We start from the raw sequence: 13,474 nt of genomic DNA, 5'->3' as shown, positions 1-13,474 counted from the left end.
GTCCTAAGGGTGGCCAACAGCCAAGGGTCGAGACCGCCTGAATCGAGCGGCTATTCCGGAGAATTCCGAAAACCTGGCCGTCGGCCTCAGCTCTTCTTGACGGCCTTGGACTTGAGCGACAGACCAAGTCGCAGCGCCATGCGCTTCACAGCGTCGTGCGACCGTCCCAGCTGTTTCGCCGCCTCTTCCAACGTAACCGAAGACTTGGCTAGCTCCATTAACCGGCGGTCTTCCTTGAATGACCAGGGCTTGCGGGCCATGACGAAAACGATCCTCTTAACACAACGACAAAGCCGCCAAGCGACCCATGTTCGCTCGACGGCTTTGCTTGGGTGGGGCCGGGCCTTGGGGAAGCCCGGTGCGTAAGAGGGATAAGCGATTGACGAAAATGCGCAACAAAGACTGCGGATTAAGCTAACTGCTCAACCTTACCGCGACGAAATCAGCGCGCGTGGCTCCGTACAACCACGGGAGTTTCGCTAGCCGAGGCCGATCCGCGTATGGTGAATCCTCGCTCTGACCCGGCAGATGGCGACGGCGCCGCGTTACTTCTGCTTCACCGGATGAGCCTTCTGGTGCCAAGCCCAGGCGGTACGAATGATGGTGGGCAGGTCGGAATGAGTCGGCACGAAATTCAGCACGCTGCGCGCAGCGGAGGGATCGGCGACCAGGTAGGTCGGATCGCCTGGCCGTCGCGGCTTGACGACGTGAGGGACCTCCCGCCCGGTCTCCTGTTTGATCGCAGAGAGAATCTCGCGCACCGAGAAGCCTGTGCCGGTGCCGAGATTGAAGCTGCCGCCGGCATGTCTCTCGAGCAGCAGTTTCAGCGCAGCGACATGCGCGGCCGCAAGATCAGTGACGTGGATGTAGTCTCGGATCGCGGTGCCGTCGGGCGTGTCGTAATCGTCGCCGAAGACGGCGAAGTCGCCGACATGTCCCTGCAGCGCCATCATGGCGCGCGGGATGAGATGCGTCTCGTTGTCACGCAGCTCGCCGATGCCGCCGGCAGGATCAGCCCCGCTGGCATTAAAATAGCGCAGGCAAAACGCGCCGAAGCCATACGCCGAGCGATAGTCGGCGAGCAGGCGCTCGATCATCCATTTCGATGCGCCGTAGGGGTTGATCGGCGCGCAGGCGAAAGCCTCCGGCAGCGTCTTGCTGTCGGCGTTGCCGTAGACCGCACCGGTGGAAGAGAACACGATGCGATGGCAGCCGGCATTGCGCATGGCCTTCAGCAGCGACAGCGTGCCCTGCAAATTGTTGATGTAGTACTTTTGCGGATCGGCTACGGACTCGCCGACCAGGCTCGCGGCCGCAAAATGCATCACGGCCGCAATCTCGTGTTCAGCGAAAGTGCGGGCGAGCGTCGTTTCATCCAGCAGATCGCCGATCACCAGCGGACCCGCGACGAAGCTCTTATGGCCGGTAGACAGATTGTCATAGACGATGGGTTGATAGCCGGCCACAGCCAGCGCGCGGCAGGCGTGCGAGCCGATATAGCCGGCGCCTCCCGTAACGAGGACAGTCGGTCGGTTGGTCATGTCATCTCCGCGGCTTGGCAGGGGGAAGAACCGTCGTCTGCATCAGGGCCATTGATAGTGCGCTCAGGCCGGGGTGGTCAAATTGGTCCCGTCTGTTAGCCCAACCCCACTGGTTGAGAACACATGAGCGTCGTTTCAGCCTGATGACGCTGAATGGATAACCGGCTAAATTGATTGCATATTTCGAGCCGTGGACTGCGATCGATGATGCAAAGACGAACTCGTTGTGGCGTGATCATGCTCGTGCTGGCGACGTTCGCCGGCGGCGGAAAGGGGCTCGCGGGCGATGAGTCCGTTTCGGCCGAAGTCTCAACGCCGGGCGCATCAACACCGGCGGATGCGGCGGGCGCCGAGACGGCCCCATCGCCCGACAGCTTGATGTCCCGCGAGGATTGGAAACGCCGCATTTCCGAGGCGCGCAGGCGCGCGGATCAGGCGCGATTGGACTGGAAGCTTCAGGCGCCATTGCGGGCGGCGATCCCGCCCGATCCGCCGGAAAAAATTGCGTCCCAGCGCGTGCTCAACGACGATACGCTGCAGCCGGGCGACATCGTTTCGACCGACAAGGGCCTGCTGCAATTTCGTGGCTGGTCCGGCGTGGACGGGCAGGCCGCGCAATTCGTCCCCGTTGTGCCGCGCTGATCAAGTCCTTGAACAGGATGCTGGCGCACAACGGTCGGAGCCGAGGCGCATCCGTCAGCCTAGGCCGATACGTGCCTGCTGATACCCGCGATCGAGAATGGCCTGCCACCATTTCCGGTTCTCGCAGTACCACCGGACAGTCTTCGCCAAGCCGCTTTCAAAGTTCTCCTCAGCGCGCCAGCCCAGCTCGCGCTCGATCTTTGACGCGTCGATCGCGTAGCGGCGGTCGTGGCCCGGCCTGTCCTTGACGAAGGAAATCAGGCTGCGCCGCGAACCCGTGTTTGCAGGCACGATCTCGTCCAGGAGTTCGCAGACCTTCTCGACGACGTGCAGGTTGGTCCGCTCGTTGCGGCCGCCGACATTGTAGGTCTCTCCGACCACGCCGCGCTCCAGCACGAGCGTCAGTGCCTTGGCATGGTCCTCGACGTACAGCCAGTCGCGGACGTTCTGACCATCGCCATAGACCGGCAATGATTCTCCCGCGAGTCCCTTGATGATCATGTGCGGGATCAGCTTCTCGGGGAAGTGATAGGGACCATAGTTGTTCGAGCAGTTGGTGACCATGGTCGGAAGCTCGTAGGTCTCGCGCCAGGCGCGCACCAGATGATCCGAGGACGCCTTGCTGGCGGAGTAGGGCGAGTTCGGTGCATAGGCGGTCTCTTCCGAGAACAGCCCCTCGGCGCCGAGCGTGCCGAAGACCTCGTCGGTCGAGATGTGGAGGAAGCGAAAGCGGTCGCGCCGTTCCGCCGGCAACGTTCGCCAATAGCGCAGCGCCTCCTGCAATAGGGTGAAGGTGCCCACGATGTTGGTCTGGATGAACTCGCCGGGGCCGTCGATGGAGCGGTCCACGTGGCTTTCGGCGGCGAGATTCATCACCGCATCGGGCTGATACTTTTCGAAGAGCTTTCGCAGCGAGGGCCCTTCGCAGATGCACTGCTTTTCGAACGCATAATGGGGATTGCCGTCTGCGCCGGGAAGTGACTCGGGATTGGCAGCGTAAGTCAGCTTGTCCAGGTTGACGACGCGCGCATGCGTGTCGCGCAGCAAATGACGGACGACGGCCGATCCGATGAAGCCCGCTCCGCCTGTGACGAAAATCGTAGATCCCTTGAACCGCATGATTCAATCACCTCAATGTCGGCCATCAGGCGCGGAACGAGCGCGCGACAGATTTCAAATATTCGCCGTAGCTGCTCTTCGAGGTCTTCTCGGCCACTCGGTTGAAGGCCTCGAGCGAGATATACCCACGTCTTAGCGCGATTTCCTCCGGACAGGCAATGCGAAGTCCCTGCCGTTGCTCGAGGATCTGCACGAAATGGCTGGCCTCGACCAGGGAGGCGTGCGTGCCGGTGTCGAGCCATGCAAATCCGCGGCCCAGCACTTCCACGAACAGATCGCCGCGCTCGAGATAAGCGTTGTTGACGTCTGTGATCTCAATCTCGCCCCGGGCCGAGGGCTTTACATTGGCCGCGATATCGAGAACGTCATTGTCGTAGAAATAAAGTCCGGTTACCGCCACATCCGACTTCGGCTGCTTCGGCTTTTCTTCGATCGACAGCGCGCGGCCGGACTTGTCGAGTTCGATCACACCATATTGTTCAGGCGTGTTGACGACGTAGCCGAACACAGTGGCCCCGCTCTTGCGGGCAGAGGCCTTCGCCAGCATTTCCGGAAGGCCATGCCCGTAGAAGATGTTGTCGCCCAAAACGAGCGCCACGGAGTCATCGCCAACGAAATTCCGGCCGACAATGAAGGCGTCGGCAAGGCCGCGAGGGGTCTCTTGCGTGGCGTAGGAAAACTTCAGGCCCAGCTCAGAGCCGTCGCCAAGTAGCCGCTGGAACAACGGCTTGTCGGCAGGCGTGGAGATGATCAAGATCTCGCGAATTCCGGCGAGCATTAGCGTCGACAACGGATAATAGATCATCGGCTTGTCAAATACCGGAAGCAATTGCTTCGAAACGACGGTCGTCACCGGATAGAGGCGCGAGCCGGTTCCGCCGGCGAGTATGATACCCTTCATAGTCCCTCGCAGATTTACCAACCATAAACTAACAGATGGTGTGCGGTGCACAAGTTTGATATAGGCTCACAGTAAATGCTGATACTCAAGGTGTGTAACCGCAGATGCACGTAATTGCGACAGACTTGCCGGAAGTGCTTGTTGTTGAACCCAAATTGTTCGGGGACCAGCGCGGTTTCTTTCTCGAGACATATCAGTTAAGTCGTTATGTGGAGAGCGGCATCGTCCGTCCCTTCGTGCAGGATAATCTGTCGCGTTCGAGCTACGGCGTGCTTCGCGGCTTGCATCTGCAGAATCCAGTGACGCAAGGCAAGCTCGTGACGGTTCTGCGGGGGCGCGTGCTCGATGTTGCCGTTGACGTTCGCATCGGCAGCCCAACATTTGGGCGGCACGTCGCCGTCGAACTGAACGATGAGAACCGTAGGCAGCTCTGGGTTCCTCGCGGCTTTGCCCACGGATTTGTCGTCCTCTCCGAGACGGTGGACTTCTTCTATAAGTGCGACAACGCCTACAGCCCCAAGGATGAGGTCTCGGTGCGTTGGGACGACCCGGCGATCGGGATCGATTGGGGGATTTCAAATCCGTCACTCTCCGCGAAGGATGCGGCCGCGCCTCTTCTAGCTGACGTCAAGAACCTCCCTGTGTACGGACAGGTTTGATGCGGATTCTGCTGACAGGAACCGCGGGACAGGTAGGCGGCGCGTTGCTGCCCCTGCTTCAGCCATGGGCAACCGTTGCAACTCCGTTGCGTCAGGAGCTCGATCTGTCGAGGCCGGATGAGATCGCGGCAAGGCTGGACACTTTGAAGCCAGATCTGATCGTGAATCCAGCCGCCTACACGGCAGTCGACCGCGCCGAAGAGGAGCGCGAGCTTGCGTTCCGCGTCAATGCGGAAACGCCGGCTGAGATGGCTGAATGGGCTGCGCGTCATCACGTTCCGCTGATCCATTTCTCGACGGACTACGTCTTCAATGGCTCCGGCACCGAGCCCTGGCGTGAGGACAGCGCGACTGGGCCGCTATCGGCTTATGGCGCGAGCAAGCTGGCCGGCGATACGGCCATTGCCGACTCCGGCGCGCCTCATCTGATCGTTCGCACGTCCTGGGTCTACGCGGCGAGCGGCGCGAACTTTCTCAAGACGATCGCGCGACTGGCAAAAGAGCGCAAAGAGCTTCGCATCGTCGCCGACCAGATCGGCGCGCCGACCTCGGCGAAGACGATCGCGGATGTCGTGGCGAATATCATTCCCAGAGATCGCTCCGGCATGGACTCCGTATTTGAACGACGAAAAGGTGTCGTCAACGTCGTGTGTGCAGGCGAAACAAGCTGGCACGGGTTCGCCGCGGCGATCGTTGCCGGACTGAAGGCGCGCGGTGCGGATCTGCTGGTCGAGACCATCAATCCGATTCGCGCGGATGAGTTCCCGGTCAAGGCAACGCGACCGGCCAACTCGCGTCTCAGTCTCGAGCGTCTGCGCCGGGATTTTGGTCTGGAGACACCGACATGGCAGCGCGCCCTCGAGCGCGAGCTGGACATCATGATGGCTAGCGCCGGCTAGCTTGCCGACGCGGTGCGCCCTTCGGTCGGCATGAACTGAGAGTTTCCCCGAGCCTGTAAATATGTGTCGGACGCTGGAAAGCGTTCGCTGTGAACTGTCAGCGACAACACCGGGAAAGCGCGCGCCTGCGTCTTCGGTCCGCTATGTCGACATTTGGTGCGGCGCTAATTGCGATGGCAGGCTGGATCTACCTCATCACGCTGCTGTTGGTGAAGCTGTTCCTCGGGTGCCTCGGTTCAAGAGCGAGATCTCCGATGCGCAGGTCAGCCGGAGAAAATCGCATCTCAGCGGGTGCTCAACGATGACACCCTTTGACCAGGCGATGTCGTGTCGACAGATAAAGTGCTCTTCGTCCTGCGCGACAGGTCTGGCCCGGACGGCGAGACGGCCGAGTTCGTCCCGATTGCGCCGCGCTAGATGCGCGCATGAATTCTCGCGCCGTCTTGCGTGCGTCGGATCGCGACAACCGATGCGCGCAGAATTAGTTCTCGCGATAAATTAGATTGAACGTCAAATCTAATCGCGCATTGTTGTTATCTCCGAAAAATCACGTTGCATTCGTTGTGCGAGACAACCGGCGTCACGAGATCGTCGAATTCGTTCTGCTATGTCTCGCGCAAACAACAACGCGAAGACCGACATGCTGCAGAGAGCTCTAACGGCATTGCCTCTTGCAAAGATCAGAGAGCGGGCATTCGAAGGCGCATTTTTCAGCGTGACGCTGATTGCGATGGCAGGCTGGGTCTACTTCATTACGCTGCTACTGGTGAAACTGTTCCTCTGGTTCCTCGGTTGACGAGAATCAAAGTTCACCTCGCGAGCACAGTGCTGCCCAAAAATTCTCGAGCCTGACACGAAATTCAGCGGCGTTCATCATGATGTCGTCACAACTGGACGATGAGAATGGCGGGAATGAACAGGATATCCGGGGAGATCGAAACGTTCCGCAAATGGAAAAACTGCGATGGCGCCCGTCCTGATCCTGCTCTTGATCTTCTTCGCTGGTTTCGCTCTTGGGTACGCTGCGCGCGCGTGGCGGTCTCATAAGCGCCAGGAGCACCGGCGGCTCTACGCTCCCTATAGCCCCTCCAATCCTCGGCCGGCCAGGGTGCACCGCGCTTTCTGAGGAGTTGCTGCAGAGACTGGGCAACGCGAGGCAAGCCGCCTTCGGGGGTAACCATGTCGGGTTAGGTTAAATCGCGCGCGCGGTTGTTTGGCTGACGCCCTGAAGCTAGGTTGCGCACGGATTTTGCAAGCAAAGTAATTGCCGTCCGTGCTGCGTTGAGTGGGGTCTTGAGTTGATGATCTGGCTGATTGCTGTGGTCGTGCCGCTGGTGGGCATTCCGCTTTTTGTCGGGGTCTATGGTCGTCGGGTTGAGCGGTCCGTGGATTGTGAAAGAGGCGGCGCGTCATGACTAGCCTGAGGAACAACGCGCCGCGGCGATATTTTGTCGATCCGATCGGGCGGCGTGTGCTGATCGGCCTCACGCCGGAGGAAACGTGCGAGTTCGAGCGTCTGGACGGCGAGCCCACGGCAGCTATTGGCGGCACGCAGGCTGCGTGCGAAAATGATGGTCGGTGGCCGGCCGCCGGCGAGCAGCGCTGGCTCGAGCTCTATGCCAAGCACGAGGGCGCGTGGAAGGCCTGGATGGCGCAGAACCGGGCAGAGAAGGGCGAAAGCTTTAGCCTTTCTTAACCATGCCGGACCCATTTTCTGGGCTGGCGCCTCAAACCGGAAAATGCACGCATGTTTCAGCTGTTCTTGCGGGCTCGTACCCACTCTCTCCTGAGAGACCGCTTTCGCGGTGAGACGGAATTTCGCGCGCGCTCGCCTGAGCGCGATGCGGAAACCGACCGCGCGCGCATCGAAGCCATCATGGATGCGATCGAGACCGCTCTGCGCGCCGCAGAGAGTGAGCAATCAGGCCTGAATCGCCGCGTCGAGGACGTCCTCGCGCGCGCCGCGGTGACCTTCGGCAATGGCGACGACGAGTACCTGGAGCGCGAGGCCTTGGACAAACACCACCAGGATCTGTTCGACAAAGAGATCCAGAACGGCCAGCGCCGGCTCAAGGAGCTCGGGTCCTCAATTGCTCATTTCAAGTTCATCAAGGCAGCCATGCTAAGCCGGTTTCCGGACTACCAGCAGACGGCCACAAACTAGTCTCGCCGCCAGTCGCGCGGGCAGATTCTGAACTCCATTGAGATTTTGCGCTTGAGGTGGTCGGCAAGGAACGACGACCCGCTGGAGTTTGCCAGCTTACGTCCGTTTATGGTGCCAAGGGGATATCGATTTTTGGGCCTAAGACCCGGATCGAGGACAGCCTCGCGCGCTTTGTCGATCGCGCCTGCCATCACGTGTAGGCCGAATCGCGCGGGCGGGAGCCAGATCGGGTAAAGAGACACGGGCGCCAGCTCACCTCAAGGCGATCTGCTTCCGCTACAGCGTATGCCGCAGGCTCGGCAGATCAGTACTGCAGGACGCGATCAGGATTGGCGGGACTGGCAAAGCGCACATAAGTCCGCGTCCGTCCGTAGAAGTAGTGCGGATCCTCGTCGCGCGTGCGCGGATCGAAATTGTACGAATAGGAGCGCTCAAGAGAGCGGTGCCGGACATGCACGACGGTGGGGCAGCCGCACCGCGGACCGCAATAAGGATTAGGCCCGCGGTCGATATGCAGCACGCGCGCCGCGCGCTCCTGCAACGGAGCGACCGGATAGTCGGCCGCCAACGCAGGCACTGCAAAGCAGGTCAAGCTTGCCACAAGTCCGAGAATGCCGCGAAGAGATTGCATAGCCGTGTTTCCCCAACTCGGCGCAACCTTAGACGCTCCGGCGAACTCGGGCAATATGGTTTATTTTTGCCCGACATTTCCTCGTCGCATCGTGTCCCGCATGTCACGGCGCTGGCGACGTCACGACGCGGCTAGCTGCGCAGGGTGGGCAGAAAAGCCGGATCGATGGATTGGGTGGCTTCATCCAGGAAGGCCCGTCCGCGGCTCGAGGCCCGGCGGTAGGCTGCAACGACGGCGGTCTTTTGGGCGGGGGAGCGCGTCAACATGATGCGTACGTCTCCCAGCGCCAGCTCTTTAAGGTCGGGATCGGCAACCGCGTCGAAGCGCGTGGCCGCATCCAGACGTGCCGGCATCAAACGCGCGTCGTTTGGCGCCGTTAGATAGGACATTCGCAGCGCCTCGACCGTGGTCGGGCTGTTCGGATCGCGCTGCATCTCCAGGAGGGCGAGGGAGAGCCAAAGGCCGGCGTCATAGGGGGCGAACGCAACCGTTCGCTTGAGGCGCGTCCGCAACGGCTCATCGTCCGCGGCAGCAGATCCACCGGACTTGCCCTTCTGGATTGCGTTCAATGCCGCCGCAAGAACCTGATCGGCCGCGAGGTCCGACCGGAATACAAAGAGAAGTCCAAGCCACTCTGAACCTGACGACACAAGTGGGCTGCCTTTGCTTAAATCCCATGGAAATTCCGGCCGGTCCAGCGCCGTCGCCTCTGCGATTAACGATGCAGCTCCGTAGCAGCCCGTCGCGAGCGCGAGGATGATCAGGACGATACGGGTTCGGCTCGACGAGAGCATTCAGTCCTCAAGAGGGTGGATCGTTCACACTGCGAGTAGACGATCGCCTTGAATTGTCAAAAGCGTGAGGTTGCCCGTTGCGTAGGCACCGGTGTCGATGTTCGCCCGATTGGGCCGCAGATCGGGTTGCTGCACCGGCGTGTGACCGTGCACGATGTATTTGCCGAAATTCCGATTGCTATCGAGGAATTCATCGCGAATCCACAGCATGTCGTGCTCCTGCTGCTTGGCGAGGGCGACGCCCGGCTTGACCCCGGCGTGAACGAAAAAGAAATCACCGCACACGAAGCGGGGACGGAGATTCTTCAGAAAGTGCAGGTGGCGCGGCGGAATCGCTTGCGCAAATTGTCGCACTAGCTCCGCCTGTTCTTCGGCGTCGGGGTTGAGCGAGGGTCGAAGGCCGTAGGAGACCAGCGTCTGGAGCCCGCCGAACTGCTTCCAGTCCTGCAACTGGGAGGCGTCCTCGAGCACGTCGAACAGGAACGATTCGTGGTTACCCTTGAGAAAAACCGACTCGTGCTTGAGGCCGCGCTCGACCAGAAGCTCGATGGTACGGTTGGAGTCGGGGCCCCGATCGATGTAATCCCCGAGAAACACGTGGATCGCGCGCTCGGCCGTGCCGGTCGAGAGGTCACGATCGATTACGGTGAACATCTGCTGAAGCAGATCTGCGCAGCCATGGATGTCGCTGATGGCGTAGATGCGGATGCCCGCCGGCAATCTCGGCTTTTCGGATTTGGATTTTGATCGCCGCAATGGCAGCATTTTTCGAACTTCTTGGGCCTTACCGGTCAGAACCCGAACACGCGTATGTCCCGGTATAGTAAACAGTTTAACCAACGGGTGCGTCGCTTTTAGTTCTATTTGACGGGCGAAACGGCGCAGAATCTCAAATCGTTAGGTCTAGCTTCCTACCTCAAGAGAGATGTGGGGAGCAATCCATGCGTAAGTTTTCGGCCTTGGTCGCGATCGCGGCGACGCTCAGCATGTTCCAGCCGGCTCGCGCTGGATTGCTGGGCATGCCGATGGGACTGCAATCGGCGATCCAGCATATCAAGCTGGAGGCGCCGACCTTGCCGCCGATGGCGTATACGCAGTTTTGCGTACGCTACCAGGACGAGTGCCGCAAGCGGCCGATCTTTCGGGGCGGTCCACTCAAGCTGACCGAGGAGCGCTGGGCCGATCTCAAGGAGATCAATCAGGTCGTCAACCGCGAGATCATTCCCGAGAACAACGAACTCGGTCTTGCCGGCGAGAAATGGCTGATCAATCCCGCCCGCGGCGATTGCAACGACTACGCCGTGAGCAAGCGTCATGAGCTGCTGGCGCGGGGCTGGCCGGCGAGGACGCTGCTGCTGGCCGAAGTCGTGGTCAGCTCGGGCGAGCATCATCTGGTGCTGGTGGTTCGCACCCGGACCGGCGACCTCGTCCTCGACAACCTCAATCCCCAGATCAAGCCCTGGGCGCGCGTGCCTTACCGATGGGTTCGCGTGCAGCTCCCGAGCAGCCAGAAGCTCTGGGCGACGGTTGCGGCACGCGGCGTCTAATCGCCGTCCTAGCCCGCATCGCCCTTGGTGCGTCCTTCGCTTTGCGCGAGCCCAAGGCCCACCATCACTGCGGCGGCGATCTGCGTCGCCGGAAGAAGCAAGCCCGAATCACAGAAGGCTCCGCACAGCAGCGCGAGAATTCCGGCAGCCGCGGCAGACGCATAAAAAGAGTCACGTCCGCGCCTGACCGCCCCCATGAACAGGGCGGCAGAGACCAGCAGTGCCAGGGCCGCCAACGCGACCAATCCCGAAAAGCCCCATTCGACCGCGACGGAGATCGCCGTCGAGGGCGGGGCAGGCGTCGGCGCTGCACCGAAATCGCGATAGACCTGCGACAGAAATGCAAAGCTGCCGACGCCATTGCCGAGCCATGGCGTGTCGGAGAGCGCGCGCTCCGCCAGTGAGAGCGAGTCGCCATCCGCAGCCGCAAATCCGGCGATTCCCGCCGAACGGGAATTTTGCAGATGCGGGATGAGAAGGATGGTCGCTAGACCCGCGAAGATGAGGAACAGCGTCAGCGACGGCCAGGTGCGCAGTCCGATACGCCGAACCACCGCAATGAACAGCAGCGTAGCGCAGCCAAGCGCGATCGCGACAAGCAGATTCCTTGGCGCCAAGCTTGACGCGGCGGCAATCCCGAGAACCGTGCCGGTCAGGCCGATCGCAAGCCTGGACAGTAGCGGGGTAAGTGACGACTCGTCCTGGTCGCGGCGGCTCAGATGGCGTTCAATCGCCATGATGATGACGGCGCCGCCCGCAAGGACCGCCAGCGCCGCGACCGTTATGAGGGCCTCGACCGGATTAGGGATGATGCCGGCGAATTCGGCTAGCCGGCCTAGCAGCAGTTCGAGCGAGATGAACGCGGTCACAATGCTAAGAACCAGGAGGGTTGTCTCGGCGCGGTGTCGATCTCTGGTCACGATGATGGTGCCAGTAAGCAGCGAGAGCATTGCCAAATAATGGAAAAGGCCGCGCATCGTGGATCCCGGATCGAGGCTGATGCGGCCCCAAAGTGTGGGATCGTTCAGTGCAATCGCGGCCGTGGACCAGATCGGATTGGTCAGGCTCGAGAATGGTTGCGGCATGATTTGCAGCATCATCCAGACGACAGGGAGAAGCATCGCTACGGAAAATCGCCGGATCAGCCGCATCGCGGGCGCGACGTCGCGCTGCGCGCCTGTTGCAGCCGAGATCAGGATGGCCGCCGCGGCCATCGCAAAAGCAGCCTCGGCCCGCGCACCCGAGGTGAGCGCGAAGACCGGTGTCGCCGCAAGCAGAATCATCAGCAGGCGAAAGGCGATCGACAAGTCGGAAAACTTCGGAATTGCGGCGCGACTGACGAGCGCCAGATGCTCAGTCACCGGGGACTATCGCACAAGGATCGCGGGACGCAAACTTTCCGGCTCCGGCGCCTTGCGCTGGTTGAACAGATTGTCCGATCGTGATGTAGCCCGGGAGCGGCAGCCTAGCGTGTGGGATCGGTCGAACGCTGGCGATAGAGCAAAGCGACGCTGCGCGAGGTTCTCGGTGCGCGCATCCCGGCAAGCGTGCTTCGTGTCACGAGACCCAAAGCGTAGCCGAACTGCGGCATGACGCCGATCAGCAGGCCGCGGCCGAGCGCACCGAGAAAATCCGAGCCGAGCGCGAGCGTGAGTCCGAACCCAACCAGCATTGCCAGCAGCGTCACAGGCACCATGACCCAGACGCGAAAGGCCCAGGCAAGGGTGGCACCAGCAAGAAACAGGAAGATGGCAAGCGGAAACATGTTTGATCTCCGCCTCCACCTTTTCACGTGGACTCCTAAAAAAGGGCTAAATCAATTGAAGCAACCGTCGCTATCGAATCGCGCAATGGGGCGCGAGTGCGCGCAGCGCGGCCTGAAGTCCGCCGATCGGAACGACGCCGCGGATCGGATTCGAGCTTGTCGTGACTTCGATCGACACTTCCGCCGCGTCACGCCAAGCACCGGTCGCGAGGCTCGATGCCGCGGACGGCAGCAACAGGGCTTCGCCACTGGTGGCGACCGTCGTTTCGAACTCCTTGCGATCGGTGCCCGCGGTTAGCGCCACTTTCGGGTGACTGCTGCGCGCCATCGGGTCGAGCATGATGAGCACCACCTCGATGGCGCCGTTTCGACCGCAGCGAAGGCTGAGGCCTGCTATGCCGAGGTCGGACTTCGCCGAATCCACTGTGCGCATGACCGAAACGGCTTCGCCGCGGCCGTCCGGCTCCGTCGTGGTCACCAGGCGCCAGCCCTGGTCGAGCTGCGTCGTTCGGCTGGTTGACTTCAGCTGCTCGGTTATGGCGTCATCGCAACGCTGCCGCTGCTCCGCGCTGGAGCCCGGAACGCAGTTTTGCAGTTGGGCGACACGCAGCGTGTTAGCTAGTGCCCCCCCGCCGGCAGCAAGCAGAGCCAGGGCAAGGAAAATGAAAACGCGCGTCACTTTTTGTCGCTGACCTTTACGAATGTTTAATTTGCCTGAACGCGCTTGCGTGCTTGACTTGCCGTCCAATCCTTTGGCACTTAAAATAACAATTAACATAAAAAGTTGATCTATCGCATTGCGCAATTTTGTT

At 61.0% G+C, this 13,474-nt stretch carries 17 protein-coding genes; 7 read left to right on the top strand and 10 right to left on the bottom strand.

The window, feature by feature from the left end:
• Positions 1-86: 86 nt before the first annotated feature.
• Both NLM33_RS17830 and galE read right to left on the bottom strand, forming a co-directional pair.
• The gene (locus tag NLM33_RS17830; protein ID WP_254097383.1) at positions 87-260 is read right to left on the bottom strand and encodes a hypothetical protein; all 174 of its coding nucleotides are present in this window, start codon (positions 258-260) and stop codon (positions 87-89) included.
• A gap of 285 nt (positions 261-545) precedes the next feature.
• Entirely contained in the window at positions 546-1,541 is a 996-nt protein-coding gene (gene galE, locus NLM33_RS17825; protein WP_254097382.1) for a UDP-glucose 4-epimerase GalE, read from the bottom strand.
• Positions 1,542-1,772: 231 nt separating this feature from the next.
• Between galE and NLM33_RS17820 the strand changes: the two genes are divergently transcribed.
• A complete protein-coding gene (locus NLM33_RS17820; protein ID WP_254097381.1) occupies positions 1,773-2,183 on the top strand; it encodes a hypothetical protein in 411 nt (136 codons plus the stop codon).
• 54 nt (positions 2,184-2,237) lie between these two features.
• Here NLM33_RS17820 and rfbB read toward each other — a convergent pair whose 3' ends face one another.
• Together rfbB and rfbA are read right to left on the bottom strand one after the other, a co-directional pair.
• Complete coding sequence (rfbB, locus tag NLM33_RS17815; RefSeq protein ID WP_254097380.1) at positions 2,238-3,302, bottom strand: dTDP-glucose 4,6-dehydratase; 1,065 nt, start codon at positions 3,300-3,302, stop codon at positions 2,238-2,240.
• Positions 3,303-3,327: 25 nt separating this feature from the next.
• Positions 3,328-4,203, bottom strand: coding sequence for a glucose-1-phosphate thymidylyltransferase RfbA (rfbA, locus tag NLM33_RS17810; protein ID WP_254097379.1), 876 nt, complete (start codon positions 4,201-4,203; stop codon positions 3,328-3,330).
• A 104-nt stretch (positions 4,204-4,307) separates the two neighbouring features.
• Between rfbA and rfbC the strand changes: the two genes are divergently transcribed.
• The 5 genes from rfbC (at position 4,308) to NLM33_RS17785 (ending at position 7,925) form a co-directional block, all read left to right on the top strand.
• Positions 4,308-4,862 carry a dTDP-4-dehydrorhamnose 3,5-epimerase gene (rfbC, locus tag NLM33_RS17805; RefSeq protein WP_254097378.1) on the top strand — a complete coding sequence of 185 codons (555 nt, stop codon included), beginning with the start codon at positions 4,308-4,310 and terminating at the stop codon, positions 4,860-4,862.
• Positions 4,862-5,761: a dTDP-4-dehydrorhamnose reductase gene (rfbD, locus tag NLM33_RS17800; RefSeq protein ID WP_254097377.1), complete on the top strand. Its 900-nt coding sequence runs from the start codon at positions 4,862-4,864 to the stop codon at positions 5,759-5,761. Before rfbC ends, rfbD begins: the two co-directional genes overlap by 1 nt.
• A 640-nt stretch (positions 5,762-6,401) precedes the next feature.
• Positions 6,402-6,557 carry a hypothetical protein gene (locus NLM33_RS17795; RefSeq protein ID WP_254097376.1) on the top strand — a complete coding sequence of 52 codons (156 nt, stop codon included), beginning with the start codon at positions 6,402-6,404 and terminating at the stop codon, positions 6,555-6,557.
• Between the two features lie 615 nt (positions 6,558-7,172).
• The gene (locus NLM33_RS17790) at positions 7,173-7,457 is read left to right on the top strand and encodes a hypothetical protein (RefSeq protein WP_254097375.1); all 285 of its coding nucleotides are present in this window, start codon (positions 7,173-7,175) and stop codon (positions 7,455-7,457) included.
• A 51-nt stretch (positions 7,458-7,508) separates the two neighbouring features.
• Positions 7,509-7,925, top strand: coding sequence for a hypothetical protein (locus NLM33_RS17785; protein WP_254097374.1), 417 nt, complete (start codon positions 7,509-7,511; stop codon positions 7,923-7,925).
• A 304-nt stretch (positions 7,926-8,229) separates the two neighbouring features.
• Here NLM33_RS17785 and NLM33_RS17780 read toward each other — a convergent pair whose 3' ends face one another.
• The 3 genes from NLM33_RS17780 to NLM33_RS17770 form a co-directional block, all read right to left on the bottom strand.
• Entirely contained in the window at positions 8,230-8,556 is a 327-nt protein-coding gene (locus NLM33_RS17780) for a hypothetical protein (protein WP_254097373.1), read from the bottom strand.
• A gap of 131 nt (positions 8,557-8,687) precedes the next feature.
• Complete coding sequence (locus NLM33_RS17775; protein ID WP_254097372.1) at positions 8,688-9,350, bottom strand: hypothetical protein; 663 nt, start codon at positions 9,348-9,350, stop codon at positions 8,688-8,690.
• 24 nt (positions 9,351-9,374) lie between these two features.
• Positions 9,375-10,115 (bottom strand): metallophosphoesterase, encoded by a 741-nt coding sequence (locus tag NLM33_RS17770; RefSeq protein ID WP_254097371.1) that lies wholly within the window; start codon positions 10,113-10,115, stop codon positions 9,375-9,377.
• A gap of 176 nt (positions 10,116-10,291) precedes the next feature.
• Here NLM33_RS17770 and NLM33_RS17765 point away from each other — a divergent pair, with 176 nt between their 5' ends.
• Complete coding sequence (locus NLM33_RS17765) at positions 10,292-10,897, top strand: transglutaminase-like cysteine peptidase (RefSeq protein WP_254097370.1); 606 nt, start codon at positions 10,292-10,294, stop codon at positions 10,895-10,897.
• A gap of 8 nt (positions 10,898-10,905) precedes the next feature.
• Here NLM33_RS17765 and NLM33_RS17760 read toward each other — a convergent pair whose 3' ends face one another.
• The 3 genes from NLM33_RS17760 to NLM33_RS17750 all read right to left on the bottom strand — a co-directional run bounded on the left by NLM33_RS17760 (position 10,906) and on the right by NLM33_RS17750 (position 13,467).
• Positions 10,906-12,258, bottom strand: coding sequence for a hypothetical protein (locus NLM33_RS17760; protein ID WP_254097369.1), 1,353 nt, complete (start codon positions 12,256-12,258; stop codon positions 10,906-10,908).
• A gap of 104 nt (positions 12,259-12,362) precedes the next feature.
• Positions 12,363-12,662, bottom strand: a complete 300-nt coding sequence (locus NLM33_RS17755) for a hypothetical protein (RefSeq protein ID WP_254097368.1) — start codon at positions 12,660-12,662, stop codon at positions 12,363-12,365.
• 70 nt (positions 12,663-12,732) lie between these two features.
• Positions 12,733-13,467 (bottom strand): hypothetical protein, encoded by a 735-nt coding sequence (locus NLM33_RS17750; protein WP_254097367.1) that lies wholly within the window; start codon positions 13,465-13,467, stop codon positions 12,733-12,735.
• Positions 13,468-13,474: the final 7 nt, after the last annotated feature.

It is taken from the genome of Bradyrhizobium sp. CCGUVB1N3 (assembly GCF_024199925.1).
Classification (GTDB): Bacteria; Pseudomonadota; Alphaproteobacteria; order Rhizobiales; family Xanthobacteraceae; genus Bradyrhizobium.
This window is presented reverse-complemented; position numbering and strand designations above follow the sequence as displayed.